Genomic DNA, 20660 nt, shown 5'->3' with positions numbered 1-20660 from the left:
TAGAGAAACGCACCTTTTTTAGTCGTGTAAAATGGCACCTTGGTCGAAAAAGCTGATGGGATCCTCAATAATTTGTGCGAATTTAGAACCGTGCTAAAGAAATCATCATTAAACTTCCCCGGCGTATTTGAACTCTTGATCTGGGTATTTTATGTTGGTTTGTATAAGTATTCGTACTACGTGGATCAGTCGGGCATTCGTCCTGCTTACCCGCAAAATTTCCCTTTTCCACAAATAGGTTTATATAGCATTTGTTCAACATTATATCTCATCCCCTATTACAGATGGGGGGTGCCTAAGTTGCTTTATTTAAAAAAATATGGCTGGCTTATTTTGCTAACTATCGTCTATTTTATATTTATAGGCACCTGGAATAATGTGGCAGTCGCCTGGGTTTTTAAACAATTTACAGGGGGATTACCTGTACACCGTTTTTTTGTGATCCAATCTGCAGGTTTTTTTATGGATTGGAATATGACTATGACCAATCTGATAGCTTTCCTATGCATCGCATTTTCACGGTTCTCCTATCAGAGCGAACAGCAGCGGCATAAGGCAGAAACAGACCACCTGCATTTGCAGCTGAACATGCTGAAGAATCAATTGCAGCCCCATTTTTTATTCAATACATTAAACAGCTTGTACGGGATGAGCTTAACCGGGTCAAAGGATACTTCAAGGTTTATTTTGATGCTCTCGCAAATGATGCAGTACATATTATATGATTGCGACCGCGACGAGATAGAACTGACCAGTGAAATTGATTTTTTAAAATGCTATTTTGAGCTTGAGCAAAAGAAATTTCCGGCGGCAAGCATCATAATGAAAGTTCCTGATGAGCTGCCCGCAGTAAAAATACCTCCACTGCTTTTTTTGCCCCTGGTTGAAAATAGTTTTAAGCACGGGCGGCATAAACTTGAAAATGATGCAGCAGTAGCAGCCGAGCTTATTATTGAAAATCATAGGTTGATCTTCCGCATTCAGAATGATATGCTGCCGGCGCAACCCTTCCAAATGAAAAACAAAGTTGGGGGGATTGGGCTGGTTAATATTAAAAAACGGCTGGAATTATATTATCCGGGAAAAAATGAGCTTATTTTTAACGAAGAAAATAGCCGGTATATGGTTGAACTAAGTATTAAACTATGATAAAGTGCGTGATTTTAGATGATGAGCCATTTGCGCACCAGGTGTTGGAACATTATATTGCCGAAACGCCAGGCCTGGTGCTTGCAGCCGGTTACCGGAATGCCGTTGAAGCGTTTGAATATCTGGGGAAACACAAAACTGATATACTGTTCCTTGATATTGAAATGCCCCTTGTAAACGGGATCACTTTTTTAAAGGCGCTGCCAAATCCACCTAAAACTATTTTTACAACAGCCTATAAACAATACGCATTTGAAGGCTTTGAGCTGGACGCGGTGGATTACTTGCTAAAGCCTTTTTCGTATGACAGGTTTATAAAGGCCGTGGCTAAAACCGGCTGCCTCACCAAGCCGGCAGAAGCGGTATCGGGCACAATTATTATTAAAGATAAAGAGGGCTTACTGAACCTTAAACAGCAGGAGATTATTTATATTGAAGGATGTAAGGACTATGTTAAGATTATAACCAACGATAAAACACATATAATTTACCATACGCTAAAAGGCATACTGGAAAGGCTGGACCCCCTGATCTTTACACAGGCACACCGCTCTTACATAGTTAATAAAACGTACGTTAACCGCATCCAGGATGATAACCTGATCCTTTCCAACCAAAGCTTTGTCCCTATCGGGAAGGTTTATAAAAAAGAGCTGATCTCTAAAATGAAATAAAGGTGACTTAAGGAAAGCATACCTCCAGATATCCCGTTCTTTAATTGTTTATACAATTGATCATGGGTTACTTTACCCAGTTTTTTATTGATACTGATAAAAGTTAATAATAGCTGAGGTGCAATCCATTTTGTAAATTGGCTCTATTAACTTTATTATAATGGATCTTTTTGTAGGGCCAATTTGCCTGTATTTTTGATTTGAAAAAGAATTATCAATTACAAAACAACAGAACAGATGAAAAAAATTAAGGATATCACGAGAATTATCGGCGTATTAATTCTAATCACGCTAAATACCCCATTTATTCAAGCCCAGCCGGCTGCGCCGAAGGAACCTATGTTGGTCAATGCCAGTGCCACCGCCAATCTTAAACAATCCCCTGAGTTTCGCGATGGCCAGCATGATTTTGACTTTCATGTTGGTAAGTGGAAGTCGAGTATAAAACGCCTCCTGCATCCATTAACAGGCTCTACAACATGGATCGAAATGAAGGGTACGCTGGATGCCCGGAAAGTTTGGGATGGACGCGCACAAATAGAGGAGCTTGAGGCTGACGGTCCTTCAGGTCATATCGAAGACCTGCTTTTGTTTCTATACAACCCTCAGTCTCACCAATGGAGTCTTAACGCAGCCGCCAGTAATGATGGCACCATGGGTACGCCCATGATTGGTGAATTCAAGAACGGGCGTGGCGAATTTTTTGATCAGGAGCCATTCAAAGGCAGAACAGTCCTGGTTCGACAGGTTTGGTCTGATATCACACCTACATCGCACCGTTTTGAACAGGCGTTTTCGGATGACGGGGGCAAGACCTGGGAGATTAATTTTATCGCTAACCTGGAACGTCAAAACTAATAGTGTTTAACAAGGGCGCCTTTTATAATCTTCCAAACAGCTACGGAAACACATCCAACAATGGGGGAGCCAGCACTCCTGTTAAAATAAAAACCCCCTTACACTTGCTGCTCGGGGGTTTTACCTAAACCTTATTACTAGCGTAAGCGGGTTGCTTACGTTTATAATACAGTAAATATAAATTTCTTACGTCACAATTATAACAAAATGAGTTATTTACCTCACATTTTTTATAGATGTAAGGAAAATATAAATAAGCGTTCAGTAAAATCGTAGCTTTTCATTTTTTAGGAAAATACGCGATCTCAATAAATACAGAAAGCCACCCGGAGATGGCTTTCTGTAAATAGCCCATGCGAGAAACTTCAGGACTATTTTTAGCATTCAGAATATGATTAATTATACCCCGGGTTTTGTTTGAGTACGCTTTTTCCGCCTTTCACCATCAGGTCAATTTGTACTTGCGGGATTGGGTAATACTCGCTTTTACCTTTTGTAAAATGCCCTGGTGTTATATCGGTAGTAATTTTGCTTTCATATTGAAAAAAAGCATTTAACGCCTGGTCGCCGATTCCCCATCTTACAATGTCAAAAAAGCGATGGCCTTCCATAGCCAGCTCTACCTGGCGTTCATAATATATGGCCTTTAATGAATAAGCTAAACCATTACCGGCAAAATTACCATCGGGGTACGGTTTAACCAGGTAATTAGCAGCCGGTGTGGTGGAGTATCCACCAGTGGGGTTACTATTATCTGCATACTTATACACAAAGCCGTCAGGATTGGCTGCGCGGTTACGTACCATGTTAACATAATCCTGGGCCTTCGAGAAATTACCCAATTGCGCTTCGGCCTCGGCAGCCATTAATAATACATCCGCAAAGCGAATAATATTATAATTAACAGCTGTACCCGGTCCCCATGAATGCTGGTCGCCTTCGGTATTCTGGCCGGCTTGGGTATAAACATGTTTTATAGGAGAATAAGGACCGGCATAGCCCTGGTCGCGGATCCAATCGTTACCCGGGTGTAAGCCCCAATCAAGGTAAGGAATGCCGCGCCGGCCTACAGTCCAGTCCAGCCTTGGGTCAATTGTTCCGGCATCAGGAGTGAAGTCGGCAGCCGACAGGATCCCCATATCATTTTGTATAGCATGGGTATTAAAATCATCAAGGTATGGTAACCCTGTTGTTGAGTTGGTGCGGAAGTGGTTTACCAAATCAACTGTTGGCTGATAAAAACTACAGCAATTAAAAGGGCTGCTGGTTCCGTAAGGATAATTAAGCCTGTCTCCATCATTTGACTGTGTTATGCCTCCCGGATCGGAATTTGCAATAGCCTGGATAGCAAAAACCGATTCGGAGTTGTTTTTTGTTTGTGCATTAAAATTATCATGAAACTTAGCCACCAATGCATAAGCTAAGCCACCCGCTGTTTGGCCCTGGGTAATAACTGGATCAAATATTGCTTTTGCATTGGCATATTTTTGCTCATACAAATAAGTTTTTGCCAGGTAAGCACCTGCCGCCCATTTATTGGCACGGCCAACGTCAGGTTGTGTTGCCGCTAAATTATTGTAAGCATATAGAAAATCAGCTTCAATTTTTGACCAGATGTCTGTTGTATTAGGTTGAACCGGGTCTGGTGTTGTTTCATCAATATAAGGCACATTATTGAACATCTTTTTCAGATCAAAGTAATAATGCCCTCTTAAAAAACGGGCCTGCCCTATAATATTTGCCAGGTCGGCAGCAGAATACCCCGGCGTTTTACCGGCTGCAATAATTACATTGTTACAGCGGGTAATGCCTTCGTAATCAGCTATCCATTTTGTATTAAAAAAAGGATTGCTTGCATTTGGAAAAAAACCTGCAATTGATTCAATGGGGCCCTGATCGCCCGCGTTACTTCCTTTGTGTGCGTCTCCGCCTGCCACACCGCCATAAACCCAGTTATCCGGCGATGCCTGCCACGAGTCTGCGCCTCCAAAAGCTGCCCCATCGGCCTTTACCGCACGTAGTGCACTGTAAGCCCCTATCAATAACCCGTCGACCCCAGCCTTGGTTTGTAATAATTCAGGGCTTAATGATCCTATCTGGGGTGTTTCCAAATACGATTTTTTGCACGAATAATTTAATGTTATCATACTGAAGGCCATCAGTATGATTATATATCTTGATGTTTTCATGTTGGTTATATTTAAAATATTCATCATAATGAAAGATTAACGCCAATTAAAAATGTACGCGAGCTTGAGTAGGTACCTTCATCAACCCCAAAATCTGTTGTTGTGCCCGGAAGCTCCGGATCAACCCCTGAATATTTGGTAATGGTAAATAAGTTGGCGGCAGATAAATACACCCTTAGTTTTTGAACGCTGATCTTCTTTAAAACTGCCGATGAAAATGTATAGCCTATTTGGGCGTTTTTGGCCCTCAGGTACGTTCCGTTCTCAATAAAATAAGAGTTTGCTGCACCATTGGTACTGAAATAGCCTCCTAATTCCTGGATAGGCGCGCTGGCATTCATGTGTGTTGGAGTCCATGAATCATATAGTGCCGTATGGCTTTTTGCCGTTCCGAATGATGAATAAAAATCTCTCCAGTACTTAACGTTGTTCCATACTTTGTTGCCAAAGTTTCCATATAAAAAGATGCTGAAATCCCATTGTTTATAATTCACGCCCAGGTTAAGCCCGGTACTGAATTTGGGATTTGGATTACCAAGAAAAGTACGGTCGGCATCTGTTACCTGGCCGTCGCCATTTACGTCGGCATATTTAAAACGGCCAACTCCCATATCGGTTTCATAAACTGCCGATGGGTCACCGGTTGCCTTTTGAGCTTTAGCATTTGCCGCATCTATTTCAGCCTGTGAGTTCCAGAAACCTACAACTTTATATCCATAAAACTCCCCTATTGAATGGCCGACCTGGTTCCGTACTAAGTTGGTTCCAACCCTTCTTCCAAAATCATCATCAAAATAATTAGATTCGGTTGCTACTTTAAGGATCTTGTTATTGTAGGTAGTTAATGATAAGGTGGCATTGATCTTAAAGTCGTTCCTGATTTTAAAGTTACCAGTAATAGAAGCATCAATACCGGTGTTTTTCATTTTTGCAATATTTACAAAAGGCGGGTTTGGATCGCCATAGGTACCAGGCAGGGTAGGGTTAAATAACAGATCGCGGATGTCTTTCCGGTAATAATCTATAGTAACAGATACCATGTCATGAAAAAGAGTAGCATCAATACCTACGTTACTGTTTATATCCTTTTCCCATTTAGCAGCAGGGTTTCCCTTATCACTTTCATAATACCCCGGGATTATGCTTGTGCCGTCGATACCGTAATAGGACTGGCCAATTGCACTTGAAAAATTGGTAAACTGGTTACCTGATGTAATATTTAGCTGGTTACCTAAAATACCATATCCTCCGCGGAGCTTAAGGTCAGAGATCCATGAAATATTTTTCATGAAATTTTCCTGGGAGATCCTCCAGCCTGCACTTATGGCCGGGAACCAGCCATACTGACTTACAAATGCAGAAGACCCATCGCGCCTTATTACACCACTTAATAAATATTTATCGTCAAATGCGTAGTCAATTCTTCCTATATAGGAAAACAATGACCTCGCCGGGTTATGATAACTGGAGTTACTTTGCCCGGCGGCGGCACCTGTTGAAAGATTTACATAATTTGGATCGAACGAATAATAATTTTGACGGCTTCCACTTAAACCACTTTCACCGTTTCGGTTAGCTTCGGTACCAACAAGCGCTTTTATATCATTTTTGCCGAAAACCTCATGATAGGATAACGTATTTGTCCAGGTGTAATCATAACCACTGGTTGAACTTACACTATATTGATTCAATGATGAGTTTTCTGCATTTTCATAGGTGGGATAAGTGAATGAATGAGCCGTACTTGAATTTAGCTCGCCACCGAATGAAGTGCGCAGGGTTAAAGATTTAACAAGGTCGGCCTCAGCAAAGGCATTGCCAAACAAGCGATAACTTAATGATTTATCATTTTTGGTACGTTGCTGAATAGCTACCGGATTGGCAGAATCTCCAAGGCCAGGGCCATCACTGCCTGCATAGTTGCCTTTAATATCATACACCGGGATGATTGGTTGTTCTCTGAAAGCATGGGCAATAACAGCATCCGGGTTGTTGATAGAAACCTGTGGGTTGTCTATAACAGAATAAGCCAGATTTTCACCAACTCTAATGTGCTTGCTCACATTATACTGGCTGTTTGAGCGCATGGTATAACGTTTTTCATATGTATTAATAAGCGTGCCCTGTTGGTTATAATAATTTAACGAGAAAAGATAGCTTCCCTGGTCGGTGCCAGCGCTTAATGAAAGGTTATGACTGGTTATAGGTGCCGTTTTAAAGACCTCGTGGAACCAATCGGTGCCTGTTTTATTTGCTTTTGTAATCCTGTAAAAATTATTGTAATCATTAGGATCGGTATAAAACGGATTTACGTAGTAAAGGGAAGGATTAACAGAGGCGTCGCCGTTATGCGCACCAGCCGGTGCAATATAATCAGGCAAAACATAAGTAGGCCCATCACCATATTGCTGGTCCGAAAAATCGGTTACACCCGAGTTTACTTCAGCTTCCCTTTTTAAATTAGCCATTTCCTGCGAGCTAAGCGTATGCCAAACATTACCGCCTTTTGGCACTTGAGATCCGTAGTAAGCATCGTATTGTATTTTTACCTTGCCTTTGCCTCTTTTTGTAGTGATAATGATAACGCCATTTGATGCCCTTGATCCGTAAATTGATGCTGAGCCGGCATCCTTAAGCACCTGCATGTTTTCCACATCATTAGGGTTAAGCGTACTTACATCAGTAGTTGGCACACCGTCAATTACGTATAGCGGCGTATTATTACCGAAAGTATTTAAACCACGGATATGTACCTGGGGTTCCTGCCCCGGCTGACCTGATCCGATAACCGAAACACCTGCAGCCTGCCCCTGCAACTGATTATTAATGGATGAGGTTGGGGTTTTAACAAGGTCGGCCATATTAACTACGGTTACGGCGCCTGTTAAATCCTTTTTCTTTTGGGTTGCATAACCCACAATCACCACTTCGTTAAGTGATTTTGATTCTTCAACCAGCTTAATATTAATTACTGTTTGCCCGTTTACAGATACTTCTTGCGTAGTGAAGCCTAAAAAAGTAAAAACAAGTACGGCATTAGCGTTTGGAATGGTTATGCTGTATTTTCCCTGTGCATCAGTACTGGCCGCTATAGTACTGCCTTTTAGTTTAACGGTTACACCGGGTACTGGCAAATTTGAAGCATCGGTAACTGTACCGGTGATTGTTTGATCAGCAGCATTCTTATCCTGGAGCGGTTTGATCACAATAATGTCGCCCATAACCTGGAAAGCCAATACCTGGTTTTGCAGTACTTGTTTCATTACGTCATCAATACTAGCGTCTTTGATATTGATCTGCACTTTCTGATCCAGCTTTACCTGGTCCAGGCGATAAAAAATGGTGTATTTTCCCGCTTTTTCTATCTTTTTGAACATCTGCTTAACCGAGATGCGTTGCTCATTAAAATTATAAGTGTTTTGCGAATAGGCTGCCGCATGTATTTGCAGAATTCCCGTAAAAAGCAAAATGATGACGAGTTTCATAATTATGAGCAGTTTTTGCCACGACCTCATGGCAATAGAAGGTCTTCTATAAAAAAATATCATAAATTTGTGTGTTAATTAGTTAATACTGTGCTTCCCCAAGCTTTAGGGTATTAGCTATTAATTGAATACATTTCCCGGGGTGTTAGCGCATCCCGGGTTTGATTTTTATATTGGTTGGTTAGTTTTCTGCCATATCGTTTCTTTTTTTAAGTGATCAATTAGTTTTGGTAATAGTTATCTTTTGTCCATCAATGGTATAGCTGATGGGGGTATTCTGTTTTATAAGATGTAAAACTTTGTCAATATCGGGCACATTCTTAAAGCTGCCGGAGTACCTTATGTTTTGCAGCTCGCGGCTATCAATGCCAATTTTTACATCATATCTGCGCTCAAGCACCCGGGCAATCTCGCCCAATGTGCTGCCGTCAAAAACCAGCAGATCATCTTTCCATCCATCATAAACTTCCATTTTTGCCGAGTCGATCTGCAATACCCGCACTTCATTGTACGAATCCCGTGGCCGGGCAATCTCCTTACTGTCAGCTTTTTCGGGGCGATAGTATATTTTAAGCACCTGGTGAGGTTTTATATAAACACGATTAACATCCTGCGGATTGGTATCTGAATTGCCTTCAACAGCAACTTCGCCCTTTATTACCGTTGTTTCAAAAAACGGATCATTCGGATAGGCCTTTAAATTAAATTTGGTACCTATATCCCTGATGGTATAGTTTTTTGTATTTACAAGGAAGGGGATAGCTTTTTTAGGATGCCCTATATCAAAAAAGGCTTCTCCTTCAAGGTAAACGGTTCTGTTGGTTTTGCCGAAATCAGCATCATATTTGAGGGTACTACCGGCATTAAGCCATACTATAGTACCGTCATTTAATACAAGTTTTTTTACAGAACCATTTTGGGCGACAACCTGGTTTTTAGTTTTGTTGTGAGATGGGTAACGGTATATTATAAACACAGATGATAGGATGAAGAAAAGCAAAACAGCTGCTACTTTAGCCCATTTTAACAGGTTTACAGTTTGCTTTTGCGGTGCTGTTTTGGCCAAAAACAATTGGTAGGCTTTTTCCTCGTCAATAGTTTCAGTTTGTATATACAGCATATTTTGCCAGGCTTCATACAATTCAACAAAATAAAGCTCATTTTCAGGATGTAAACTTATCCAGTGCTTTACTTCTTTTACTTCTGCAGCACTTGCCTGGTTGGTAATATATCTTACCAATAATAATTTAATGTCTTCGTTATCCATTGTCCTGATATCTGTCAGACAATTAAATAACCCCGTACCCCCAAAGTGTTAGAAAATAAATTGGCAATAAGACACTTTTTGTTATTTTGGGGGTTATGATGCACCACTTTTTGTAGCTTTTAAAGCACTGTGGTAAGTTGATACCCCTGTTCTTCTTAATACTTATGTTTGCATTAGTATTGTGTATCAGGTAATATCTTTGTGATAATTATTTCCTGCATCAATTCGGGTTCAGTATCGGGAATTCCGTGGGCAGATTTTTCAAACCAAAACAATTGCTTCTTAGGTGCCCATAGTTTTTGCTCATATTTCTCGCTGATTGCCGCGTTGGTCATATAGTCTTTTCTGCCAACAAAAAAATAAACAGGGCATTCCAGCGAAGGAAACTGTTTAAAAAAGTTCATTTCAAACACTTCATTGGATAATGATGCGGCAGAGGTTCCCATCCATTGTTTCATCATAGGTTTTATTTGGGCCCTCAAGGTGTCGCTGATATGTTCTCCGTCATATTCAGTTTGCCAAACGTATTTAATGAAAAGGGATTCAAAATCCCTGGCTGGCAGTTTAATAGTAGCCAATTCCTTAACCGCTCTTTCGTTATTTATTTTTTTAAAATGTGCTTTCAGCATATTCAGCCCAATTTTTTGACTTGCTATCCCGTTTACAGGCGGACTCATTTCAACTAACGCAAATAACAGTTCAGGATATTTTTGAGCGATGGAAATCCCCATCACAGAGCCCATAGAATGCCCTGCGATATAGAGTTTTTTTCGGTTAAACTTTTTAAGGAAATAGTCAACAACCTCTTTCGTGTCATTTACCAGAAGCCCGACGGTTAGCGGTTCGGGCGATTTATTTAACTGAGAGGTTTTGCCATATTCCCGTTGGTCCCATAGCACTACAATAAAATGCTCCTGTAGTTTTGATGTTAATTTATCAGCATTGGCGATTAAAGAATAATTACTTCCACCTGCACCATGCAAATACAATAAGACAGGCTTTGTAGCGTCCTTACCTTTTATGCTGAAGACTTGTTTTATACGGCCAATATTAATTATTTCTGTTGTATCAATACCAATAGGTTTGCTTTGACAGCAGGCAACATATCCAAATAAAAATAGTGTAACATAGATAATTGCATTTTTCATATTAGTAAATGTTATACGAATTAAAAACGAATATACGAAAAGATTCGTATTAGAATATAGCGAGAAAATTATTTTAGATTTTCTGCATAAATTAAATGTTAAAGAAATCTTTCGAACCGGCTTATTTGAAGAAAAGATCAGAAACAATGTGTCGTTAATAAATATATGACAATATAAATTGCCATCTGTCGATTATTATTATTTCTACCTATGGTCATAATGGTGCACCAATAGCTACAAAAAGTGGTGCATCATAAGGTCATAAGTGACATTTTTAGCAACTTCATCGGCTCGAATATGCCTATTTTCTTGGCATATAAATAATAATGCAGGCGCCAATAATAGCAACCAAAGCGCCGATAATATCCCATTTATCGGGATGAAAGCCGTCAACCTTCCATGCCCATACCAGGGCCATGATAATAAAAATACCACCGTAAGCAGCGTATACCCTGCCAAAATCAGCTATCTGCCAGGTTGCAACCACACCGTAAAGAGCAAGGATGATCCCGCCAATAATGCCATACCATAACGGCTTATCTGCTTTCAGCCATTGCCAGACCAGGTAACCTCCGCCAATTTCACAAAGCCCTGCTAATATAAATACGCTAAGAGATTTAAGCAATGCCATGTTTTATAAGCCTATTTCATCGTGGATAAATGTTTTGATACCCTTTTGTCCTGAAATATCCATCAGGATATATTGGTTCCTGGAAACAAACATACTGAAATTGAAAAAGTCGCAGCACTGCCTTTCGGTTTTAATGAAGTCTGCCAACAGATCTATTGTCGCATCGGAATTTTTGAACTTGTAAGAGAAGCCATTATTTAATTCAACCTTTTCCACAATCATGTTCTTAAGCTTAGCAATCACGGTGCTTTTTCTTTTTTGCAATTCTGGCGAACTAAGTTTGCAGGTAAATGCTTTTTTATCGGATTTTAGCATGGCAATTGTGTTTTGATTCTTGTCGTATTGCGCAGCACTTATATGCAGCACACTGTCTTTTTTTGGCTCAGGCAGTTTAGTTTGCTGTGCCGGCGGATGGCAAACCATCAACAGGAATAAACAGGACATCGTAAATAGTTTCATATCGTTTATCTTTGATATAAAGATAAACAGTGGAGTATACTCCACTGTCAAGTAAAAATTTGAAATAGTTATGTTAATAGGCGAATTATCTTCAAAATCAGGTCTTTCCAGGGATACGATCCGCTTTTATGAAAAACAAGGTTTGATTAAAGTAGGGAAAAAGGACAGGCGCGATAATAATTATAAAGAATATCAGGAAGATGTATTGGAAACGCTTCGTACCATTAAGCGGGTAAAAAACTTTGGGTTTACCCTAAATGAAATTGCAGACCTGGTAGGCATGATAGCAATTAAAGAGGCTACTTGTAATAATGTAAGCGATATGATAGCTTCGAAAGTAGAATTATTGGATGCAAAAATACTTGGTCTTATCGCGCTGCGTAATCAACTTGTTAATGGCGTGAAGAAATGTAAAGACTGCTGTAACCCCGAACAGCCGGAAGATAACTGCCCTATACTGGTTTCTGATAATTTTTAGAAACCTGAGATTATTTATAATTTTCTTGTTCTTACTTATTAATTTACTATTATATGAATGTTAATTATGCGATTTTTAATTTTTTAAGTACCTTGTTTGAAATATAACTTTCATTATTTGATATAACACATACTACACTTAATGGCTTCGGAGAATGATTTATTTGTTACCAAATTAACTCAGGGTGATGCCAGGGCTTTTGAATGCCTGTTTAAAATCTATTATTCAAAACTTACGTTGTTTGCCAATCGGTTTTTAAATGATATTGACGCAGCCGAAGAAATAGTATCTGATATGTTTGTTGTACTTTGGGAAAACGGACACGAGATAAATTTCACAGGAACAGTTGGTTCTTACCTTTTTAAGTCTGTCAAAAACAAATGCCTGAATTATTTAAAGCATCAAAAAATTGAAAACCTGTATGTTAATTACCTCGAAAGAGAGCAGCTTTTAAGTGAGGTTGTATTGTCTGCCGAAAGCCCATACTTAGAAAAAGAGATGACCAGGCAAATAAATATTGCGCTGGAAAGCCTGCCCGAAAAATGCCGCGAGATATTTATGATGAGCAGGTTTGACCACATGAAATACAAAGAGATTGCCGTTAAGTTAAACCTTTCGCCCAAAACGGTTGAGCGGCAGGTTGGCATTGCTTTGGATAAGTTAAGGCGCTTATTAAAGCATGTAACCTATATGCTGTTGTTTTAATTACTTAAACTACCTGCGCTTTTAATTTGAAGAACGGAACACTCTTAATTTGCTTAGTATTAGTAACTATCTACGCCTTCGAGTTTGCTTTTAACATTACCTTGCCTTTTTTTGTTAATGTACTTGCCGGAGATCTTTCATTTTCTTCACCTTTTGCAACCTCAATCAGTTTATAGGATATTAAGCTTTGCAAATCATCCTTACTTAAGTTTATTGCCAGTCCTTTGTCTGCAATTATTTTGAGCGCCGCAACCACTTCATCGTGTTTCATACTATTATTTTAAATGTTGTACGTTATAAAGTGTGGAATGTATAAATAATTTATTTTAAATAAGAAAAAGTTCCAAAAAGGAATTTTCTATGTACCCTTAGCCGGCAAATTTCGGACTATAAAGCAACCCCGATCTTTATACTTTTTTCTATAAGAATTCTTAACTTTCAAAAATCTTAATTAAGACCGTTAATTTATTTACAGATGGAAGCCAAAGAAGTCTTAAAACAGCATATCGCCAAAATAGCTTCGTTAACTGATGATGAGCTTTCCTATGTTTTTTCTCATTTTAAACCGCTGTCGTTTAAAAAAGGGCAGTCTATAATAACAGCCGGGGATATGGTGGACTGTGAATACTTTGTGCTTTCAGGCTGTTTAAAGTCTTTCTTTATCAATGATGACCTGAAAATGTTTATCCTGCAGTTTGCAATGCCTACCTGGTGGACTTCTGATTTCAATGCATTGTATAATCATACCAAAGCTACCATCAATGTAGACTGTATTACCGATGCAGAAGTGCTTTGCATTAGCAATAGCGATAGAGAAAAGCTCTGTAACGAACTCCACAATGTGGAGCATTTTTTTAGGTGGAGAACCAATAAAGGATATGTTGCCGCTCAAAAAAGACTGCTATCCTTTATGAATAATAATGTAAAATACCGGTATGAGGAGCTTTTGAAACTATACCCGGAGCTTTATAATATCGTCCCTAAAAACCTGATAGCTGCATACCTGGGTGTTTCGAGAGAGACCCTTAGTCGGCTATACCATGCTTAAGATGTGATCTGGATCACATAAATTATAACCTGTTTCAAATGTGATGTAGGTCACACAGGTACCCGAATTTTCCTGCCGTACTTTGTTATGTAATTAAAAACACAAACAAAATGGAAAATCAAAAATTTAAAATCGTAAGCGCCCAAAGCAATATTGACTGGGTAGGCAAAAAAGTAACAGGTGCTCACAATGGCACCATAGCTGTTAAAGAAGGTGAAATTATTTTGAACGACGGTAAACTTACCGCCGGTAAATTCATTATTGATACCGCCTCCATCAAAATACTGGATGTGACTGACCCCGCAACCAACGCACAATTCGCCGGTCACCTTGCTTCTGATGATTTCTTCTCTATCCAAAAATATCCGGAAGCAATATTGGAAATCGCCTCGGTTACAGGTAACCAGGTTGAAGGTAACCTGACCATCAAAGGCATTACACATCCTGTTAGTTTTGATGTAGTGATCAATGTAAACAGCGATGTATTAACCGCAACAGGTAAGCTGGTAATTGATCGTACCAAATATGAAATGAAATTCCGCTCAGGTAATTTCTTTAAGGATTTAGGCGATACCCTGATCTACAATGATTTTGAACTGAACGTAAGTGTAACCGCTAAAGCTGCTTAAAAAGCAGTTTTAGCTTAAAAATTAAAGCCATGCCATACGTAAAAATAGAAGTAACCCGTGAAGGTGTTACAAGAGAGCAAAAGCAGAAACTGATTAAAGGGGTAACCGACCTGTTGAGTGATGTGCTGAATAAAGACCCGCAACTAACCTTCGTAGTGATCCAGGAATATGACCTGGACGACTGGGGCCATGCCGGAGAACAGGTATCTGTGTTGAGAGAAAAAGGTATTACTGCTGAAAGAAAGAAATAAAATGAAAACGCAAACAATAATAGTTACCGGTGCATCATCGGGGATAGGTAAAGAAATAGCCCGCCACTTTTTAGCAAATGGCGACAACGTGGTGATCAATTCATCAACTGCTGAAAAATTGGAGCAGGCTTACCAGGAACTGGGTGGGGGCGAAAACCTCGCTATGGTTGCCGGCGACATAAGCGATAAAAAAACAGGTGAACAACTTGTAGCAACCGCAATAGCAAAATTTGGCTCGGCAGATGTATTGGTGAACAACGCCGGCATTTTTGAAACCAGGCCATTCCTTGATGTGGATGAAGCTTACCTCGACCGGTTTTTGAATACCAACCTGAAGGGTACTTTCTTTACCACGCAGGCTTTTATTCCGCAAATGCTTAAGCAGCATGATGGCGTAGTGATCAATATTGGCACGCCGCTGGTTAACCATGCTCTTGCGGGAGTACCCATTACCGCGCAAATGGCGTCAAAAGGCGCAATACAAGCGCTTACTATACAGCTGGCAGCCGAGTTTGGAAAGGATAACATCAGGGTGAATACAATTGGGCCCGGCACTATCCGCACCCCGATGCATGGTGATAATGCCGATCAAACCGCCGGATTGCACCTGTTGAACCGTGTTGGCGAAGTGGAAGACATTGCAGAAATGGTTTATGCAGTAGCAAAGAGTAACTTTATTACCGGCGCTATCATCAACGTAGATGGCGGTATAGGAGCCGGCCGTAATCTGGGTTAATATGAAAACGCTTTTATTAACTGCTTTTTTGGCCTGCACTTTGTTGGTATCAAAAGCAAATATGTTAGAAGAATCAAAAAAAAGCAGCGGGTGGTGCGATTCATTCCCTGGGGAAGGGACAATGTCATTAAATCAAGCTTTTTTTCCCTCCTTCCCGCTTGCGGAAGGGAGGGTGGTCCAGCGAAGCGTCGACCGGGTGGGTAAATATGCGAGCGATATTAACGCAAATGCATTGGCGCAAATGCACGGCGGTTTGACTCACCCCGCCGACGCTTCGCTGGGCGACCCTCTCTGCTTCGCAAAGAGGGTAAAAAAAGGAGACAGGAGGGAATCGCACGGGGCCCGACGTTTAGTATTGGTATCAAAAGCACAAAATTCAAACAAAATGGAAAATAATCAGCAAGATTCATTAGCAATCACCCAGGTATTGGAGACTTACTATTTCAAAGGGATCTATGAAGGTAATGTGAATACCCTGGGCAACATTTTTCATCCTGGCACCTTATTGTTCGGGGATGTGAAGGGGCAGCCTTATGCCAAAACGCTTGAGCAATACCTTGACGGTGTTGCTAATCGCCAAAGTCCGAAAGATTCGGGCAAACCATTTAAAGGGACGATCATTTCTATTGATGTGGTGAACTCCATAGCTGTTGCCAAAGTACATGTTAAAATGTACGATTTCAATTATGACGAGTTCCTGTCATTCCATAAAATTGATAACCGCTGGCTGATCGTTAATAAGATGATCAGCGATGTGGCCGAATAAATTTTAAAGCCATGTGGTACAAAACAAAAGCATCCGGAATTTTGGGCATTGAGTATCCCATCCTGCAGGGGCCGTTTGGCGGCAACCTGTCATCTGTTCAGCTGGTATCAACCGTATCAAACGCCGGGGGGCTTGGGGGTTATGGAGCCTATACGTTAAGTCCGCAGGAGATCATTGAAGTTGATCAGCAGATCAAGGTGGCCACCAATAAGCCTTATAATATTAACTTGTGGGTTTCGGATACGGATGCCGTGGATGGTACAGTTTCAGACGGGCAGTTTAAACAGGCGCAACAATTATTCAAGCCTTATTTTGATGAGCTGGGAATTGCTTTGCCTGAAAAACCTGCACCGTTCAAATCCCGGTTTGAAAACCAGGTGGAAGTGATCCTGCACCAGCGGCCACCGGTGTTCAGCTTTATGTTTGGCATCCCATCTGCCGTGATCCTTGAACAATGCCGCAGGCTTGGGATTGTTACCGTTGGAGCAGCAACTACGCTGGATGAGGCAATTGTTTTGGAAAACGCAGGTGTGGATCTGATCATCGCATCAGGTTTCGAGGCCGGAGGGCATCGGCCATCGTTCCTGGCACCTGCGGAATCATCCACTACAGGAACGTTTGTATTGTTGCAGCTGATCAAAGAAAAAGTAAAGACCCCGGTTATTGCCGCAGGTGGTATTGCTAACGGAAGGGGTGTTGCCGCAGCATTAACGCTTGGCGCCGATGCCGTGCAGATCGGCACCGCTTTCCTGGCGACTGATGAATCAAACGCTACAGCCATGCACCGGCAAATGCTGTTTTCAGATGCGGCTAAGTACACTTCCTTATCGCGGGCATTTACCGGGCGGCTTGGCAGGGGGATAACCAGCCGCATTGCAAAGGACCTGGTGCATAAAGAGAAAGACTTTTTACCGTTCCCGCTGCAAACACAGTTTATGTCGCATTTAAGGAAAGCAGCTTTAGAACAGGAAAAATGGGATATGATCTTATTTTGGGGCGGCCAGATAGCGCCGGTATTGAAACACACAAAAGCCGGGGAACTGATGAAGTCTGTCATAGAAGAAACTACGGCACATTTTGATCATTTAAAAGCTATAGGGTAATGTTATTTTCTTTCCCTCCTTCCCGTTTACGGAAGGGAGGGAGGTCGAGCGAATCCGCTGACTAGCGGACGGGTGGGTAAATTTGCGCGCGATATTGACGCAAATGCATTGACGCAAATGCATGGCGGTTTGACTCACCCCGCCGACTCCGCTAGCCAGCGGATGGGCGACCCTCTCTGCTTCGCGGCAGCGGGTGAAAAAGAAAAATTATTTGATAACTGAATTAAAAACATTTAAAAACTTTAAACCATGAACACTTCAAAAGTATGGTATGTAACAGGGGCCTCCCGGGGATTGGGACTCACCCTCGTAAAAAAACTGCTTGACCACGGCTATCGGGTTGCCGCAACTTCCCGAGATGCACACTCATTGAGCCAGGCGGTTGGTTTGATAGACAGCGACCGTTTTCTCCCGCTGGCTGTTGATTTGAATAACCTGGATTGTATTGACGAATCTATCCAGCAAACGCTGGCGGCATTCGGACAGATTGATGTGGTGGTTAATAATGCCGGCTACGGAATGGCCGGAACTGTGGAAGAAATTGAGGAGCAGAAGATCCGCGACATTTTTGATGTAAATATATTCGCAACTATTAATGTGGTAAGGAGCGTGCTGCCGGTGATGCGCAGCCAGCAATCTGGTTATATTATAAATATTGGTTCGGTGGCGGGTTTTGTGGGTGCGCCGGGCTGGTCGGTTTATTCGGCTACCAAAGCTGCGGTGGCTGCTTTTTCGGAAGTGATTGCGCTGGATGTAAAAGAATTTGGAATTAAAGTTACCGTAGCCGAACCATCGGGTTTCCGCACCGGCTTTTTGACCCAAGACTCACTTGCTTTCACCACCTCCAAAATAGCCGGTTACGAAGCCGTAAAAAACACCCAGGAGCGGTACCTGTCCATGAACGGCCAGCAAGCCGGTGATCCGGAGCGTGCTGCAGAGATCTTTATGGAATTAGCCGAAAGCCCGGAGCCGCCGATGCACCTGTTTCTTGGGAATGATGCTTATAACAGGGCTTCGGAAAAGCTGGTGGCAATGGGGGCGGAGTTGGAGAAGTGGAAGGGAGTTACTTTGGGGGCGGATTTTGGGTGATGGGTGGTTGCTTTTGGGCCTTAACCCGGCATATCAGATTTGCGCCAGAGGGGGTAGTCAAACAGGCTATTGTTTTTACAGCGCGCTTAATAATTCTTTTAATTGCTGAAAAGTCTCATCCTTTTCCAGTGGGTTTATTTTATTATAGGTGCTGGCCGAAATGGACTCGTTCAATATTTTTACCTTTTGGAGCATAGGGATGACATACTTCAGAAAATGGTTAAAATATTGTTCGATATCGTGATAATTGGCGGCCAGCTTATACCCCGATTTTCCAGCATGGCTTACAATGAACAAGCCTTCGTATCGCAACGTGCGAACCATATACCTGACTTTTTCTTCAGTAGTACCCGGCGCGAATTGCTCTAGGTAGTGGAGCAGTTCGTATGTGGGAACAACCCTTTCCCGGTCAATATTGTAATGTAGCAGCAGGTAATCGATCATGCGAAGGTATTCCTGCTGGGTTCTTAGCGGATTATTCTCCATGAAATCCAGTACAAGGTTGATAGTAACCGATCCTACCTGCTCATCAACCTGCTGGTTCTTTTCGGCCGGCAGAAATACTTTCTGCTGACTGGGAAAATAATCGACCGATGCTCGAGTATGGACCGCCTGGAAAAGCTCTTTGGCCCGGGCTTCGGCATGGCTGGAGCAGAATATCTTGCCGACTGAACCGCAAACCAAGTCGGCCAGTTGGAGCAAGGGTTCTTCTGTATAATCGTCCTTTAAGTGAAATGTCCGGTTTGGATTGAAAAGATCAGCCTGTATGCCATGTTCCCTGACATACTGTTGTAGTTCATACTTGAATGCCTCGCCAACTTTATCGGCAATAATTTCGAAGGACTCATAACGCTGGCTGTATTTGGCAACGAAAAGGTTTTGAAAATATTTATAAAATACTTGTTTGTATTTCAACCCGTCCGCCTCATCAAGTTTGGATTTGTCAATCACCAATATATCTACTGTGAAATCAAGCCCACCGACGAGTTCTTTTAAGGCCGCCAGTCTGCGGTCGAACATTTTTGGCCCAAGTTTGCTGGATTTTAACTCCTTTCCAAAAAAACTACTTTTACTAATCTGCTTACGGATACTGAGCGCTTCGGTCTTGTGCTTAAGCGGGATGATTAGCGCCACATAAATGAAATGAGAGAACGTGCCGTCTTTGGACAAGTCAATATGGGTATTACCAAATTCATCAATAAGGATTAACGCGGGTTCTCTGATCATCTTAACTTTATTTTACAGCCATTCTTTTGGTAACAGAGCTTTGTGCGTTTTTATATTTTCTTTAGGTCGTGCCGGGTTCTGGTCATGTGTAAATATAGGAATTATTACATTATATTTCGAAGAGTTGGCTGGTGATTTGACAGTGGGTTATTACACACCATCAGCGCGATACATCGCAGGATCCGCGATGCGGGACCCTGCGGGGACGGAATATATTTACTATTTTTAGCGAAACTCTGACAATTTATGAATGATGATAACGGCATGCAATATTCGCTTTGGCGACACCAGTATATTGAACAAGCCTATTACTACCGTGGCAAATTGATAGATACCTTTAATCTACTCGAAAAATCAATCGAACATTTATTGATGGATTACTTTACCCCGAACAATGACAATAAAAGAGTCGACTTTAGATTTATAATTTTGGATCGACTTACGTTTCAATCTAAGAAAGATTCTTTGCTGGCATTGATGAATAGATATGCTGAAAGTAAAGGATTTGTTAAAACTGGCAGTAATTCATGGCCTCATAGTGAAGTCTTTAAAGATATTCAATTTGCACAAGATGAACGGAACAGGTTTGCTCATTTCTTCTTGATAGTGCCTGAAATCATAACTGATGATGTTATAGTATTGGCAGAAATGAGGGACGGAAAAGGTTTTATAAACTATGACGTTACGAAATATTACGACACCGTAACAAGGATTCAAAATGCAAAAATAGGTGTAAATAGCCTATTATCGTAGGCCCCGCACCCTCAA

General features: G+C 41.3%; 21 protein-coding genes. 13 read left to right on the top strand and 8 right to left on the bottom strand.

Going from position 1 to position 20660, the window contains the following annotated elements:
• Positions 1-90 precede the first annotated feature (90 nt).
• The 3 genes from BUE31_RS22735 to BUE31_RS22725 all read left to right on the top strand — a co-directional run bounded on the left by BUE31_RS22735 (position 91) and on the right by BUE31_RS22725 (position 2681).
• Positions 91-1149: a sensor histidine kinase gene (locus BUE31_RS22735; RefSeq protein ID WP_143167222.1), complete on the top strand. Its 1059-nt coding sequence runs from the start codon at positions 91-93 to the stop codon at positions 1147-1149.
• On the top strand, positions 1146-1823 hold the full coding sequence (locus BUE31_RS22730) for a LytR/AlgR family response regulator transcription factor (protein WP_073406153.1): 678 nt from the start codon (positions 1146-1148) through the stop codon (positions 1821-1823). The genes BUE31_RS22735 and BUE31_RS22730 overlap by 4 nt, the downstream gene beginning before the upstream one ends.
• A 237-nt stretch (positions 1824-2060) precedes the next feature.
• A complete protein-coding gene (locus tag BUE31_RS22725; protein WP_200801973.1) occupies positions 2061-2681 on the top strand; it encodes a hypothetical protein in 621 nt (206 codons plus the stop codon).
• A 395-nt stretch (positions 2682-3076) separates the two neighbouring features.
• On the opposite strand, the gene BUE31_RS22720 is transcribed toward BUE31_RS22725, so the two are convergent.
• From BUE31_RS22720 to BUE31_RS22695, 6 genes are all read right to left on the bottom strand, one after another.
• Positions 3077-4870 carry a RagB/SusD family nutrient uptake outer membrane protein gene (locus BUE31_RS22720; RefSeq protein WP_073406487.1) on the bottom strand — a complete coding sequence of 598 codons (1794 nt, stop codon included), beginning with the start codon at positions 4868-4870 and terminating at the stop codon, positions 3077-3079.
• A 23-nt stretch (positions 4871-4893) separates the two neighbouring features.
• Positions 4894-8355, bottom strand: coding sequence for a TonB-dependent receptor (locus BUE31_RS22715; protein WP_200801972.1), 3462 nt, complete (start codon positions 8353-8355; stop codon positions 4894-4896).
• A 217-nt stretch (positions 8356-8572) separates the two neighbouring features.
• The gene (locus tag BUE31_RS22710; RefSeq protein ID WP_073406151.1) at positions 8573-9622 is read right to left on the bottom strand and encodes a FecR family protein; all 1050 of its coding nucleotides are present in this window, start codon (positions 9620-9622) and stop codon (positions 8573-8575) included.
• Between the two features lie 173 nt (positions 9623-9795).
• Positions 9796-10770 carry an alpha/beta fold hydrolase gene (locus BUE31_RS22705; RefSeq protein WP_073406150.1) on the bottom strand — a complete coding sequence of 325 codons (975 nt, stop codon included), beginning with the start codon at positions 10768-10770 and terminating at the stop codon, positions 9796-9798.
• Positions 10771-11071: 301 nt separating this feature from the next.
• Positions 11072-11401: a YnfA family protein gene (locus BUE31_RS22700; protein WP_073406149.1), complete on the bottom strand. Its 330-nt coding sequence runs from the start codon at positions 11399-11401 to the stop codon at positions 11072-11074.
• A 3-nt stretch (positions 11402-11404) separates the two neighbouring features.
• Positions 11405-11860 (bottom strand): hypothetical protein, encoded by a 456-nt coding sequence (locus BUE31_RS22695; protein WP_143167220.1) that lies wholly within the window; start codon positions 11858-11860, stop codon positions 11405-11407.
• A 70-nt stretch (positions 11861-11930) separates the two neighbouring features.
• On the opposite strand from BUE31_RS22695, the gene BUE31_RS22690 reads away from it, so the two are divergent.
• Positions 11931-12338: a MerR family transcriptional regulator gene (locus BUE31_RS22690; RefSeq protein ID WP_073406147.1), complete on the top strand. Its 408-nt coding sequence runs from the start codon at positions 11931-11933 to the stop codon at positions 12336-12338.
• Between the two features lie 141 nt (positions 12339-12479).
• Complete coding sequence (locus BUE31_RS22685; protein WP_073406146.1) at positions 12480-13043, top strand: RNA polymerase sigma-70 factor; 564 nt, start codon at positions 12480-12482, stop codon at positions 13041-13043.
• Between the two features lie 70 nt (positions 13044-13113).
• Here BUE31_RS22685 and BUE31_RS22680 read toward each other — a convergent pair whose 3' ends face one another.
• Complete coding sequence (locus BUE31_RS22680) at positions 13114-13314, bottom strand: hypothetical protein (RefSeq protein WP_073406145.1); 201 nt, start codon at positions 13312-13314, stop codon at positions 13114-13116.
• 204 nt (positions 13315-13518) lie between these two features.
• Here BUE31_RS22680 and BUE31_RS22675 point away from each other — a divergent pair, with 204 nt between their 5' ends.
• From BUE31_RS22675 to BUE31_RS22645, 7 genes are all read left to right on the top strand, one after another.
• Positions 13519-14091 carry a Crp/Fnr family transcriptional regulator gene (locus tag BUE31_RS22675; protein ID WP_073406144.1) on the top strand — a complete coding sequence of 191 codons (573 nt, stop codon included), beginning with the start codon at positions 13519-13521 and terminating at the stop codon, positions 14089-14091.
• 110 nt (positions 14092-14201) lie between these two features.
• Positions 14202-14720: a YceI family protein gene (locus tag BUE31_RS22670; RefSeq protein ID WP_073406143.1), complete on the top strand. Its 519-nt coding sequence runs from the start codon at positions 14202-14204 to the stop codon at positions 14718-14720.
• A 29-nt stretch (positions 14721-14749) separates the two neighbouring features.
• The gene (locus BUE31_RS22665) at positions 14750-14971 is read left to right on the top strand and encodes a tautomerase family protein (protein ID WP_073406142.1); all 222 of its coding nucleotides are present in this window, start codon (positions 14750-14752) and stop codon (positions 14969-14971) included.
• Position 14972: 1 nt separating this feature from the next.
• Positions 14973-15707, top strand: a complete 735-nt coding sequence (locus BUE31_RS22660) for an SDR family NAD(P)-dependent oxidoreductase (protein WP_073406141.1) — start codon at positions 14973-14975, stop codon at positions 15705-15707.
• Between the two features lies 1 nt (position 15708).
• Complete coding sequence (locus tag BUE31_RS22655; RefSeq protein ID WP_200801971.1) at positions 15709-16473, top strand: nuclear transport factor 2 family protein; 765 nt, start codon at positions 15709-15711, stop codon at positions 16471-16473.
• Between the two features lie 11 nt (positions 16474-16484).
• Positions 16485-17576 carry an NAD(P)H-dependent flavin oxidoreductase gene (locus BUE31_RS22650; RefSeq protein ID WP_073406140.1) on the top strand — a complete coding sequence of 364 codons (1092 nt, stop codon included), beginning with the start codon at positions 16485-16487 and terminating at the stop codon, positions 17574-17576.
• 249 nt (positions 17577-17825) lie between these two features.
• Positions 17826-18665 (top strand): SDR family NAD(P)-dependent oxidoreductase, encoded by an 840-nt coding sequence (locus tag BUE31_RS22645; RefSeq protein WP_073406139.1) that lies wholly within the window; start codon positions 17826-17828, stop codon positions 18663-18665.
• A gap of 75 nt (positions 18666-18740) precedes the next feature.
• Here the strand turns inward: BUE31_RS22645 and BUE31_RS22640 are convergent, their stop codons facing one another.
• On the bottom strand, positions 18741-19892 hold the full coding sequence (locus BUE31_RS22640; RefSeq protein WP_073406138.1) for a DUF3800 domain-containing protein: 1152 nt from the start codon (positions 19890-19892) through the stop codon (positions 18741-18743).
• 246 nt (positions 19893-20138) lie between these two features.
• On the opposite strand from BUE31_RS22640, the gene BUE31_RS22635 reads away from it, so the two are divergent.
• Positions 20139-20645 carry a hypothetical protein gene (locus BUE31_RS22635; RefSeq protein ID WP_073406137.1) on the top strand — a complete coding sequence of 169 codons (507 nt, stop codon included), beginning with the start codon at positions 20139-20141 and terminating at the stop codon, positions 20643-20645.
• The last annotated feature ends 15 nt before the right edge of the window (positions 20646-20660 follow it).

This window comes from Mucilaginibacter sp. OK098, assembly GCF_900142915.1.
In the GTDB taxonomy this organism is placed as follows: Bacteria; Bacteroidota; Bacteroidia; order Sphingobacteriales; family Sphingobacteriaceae; genus Mucilaginibacter.
This window is presented reverse-complemented; position numbering and strand designations above follow the sequence as displayed.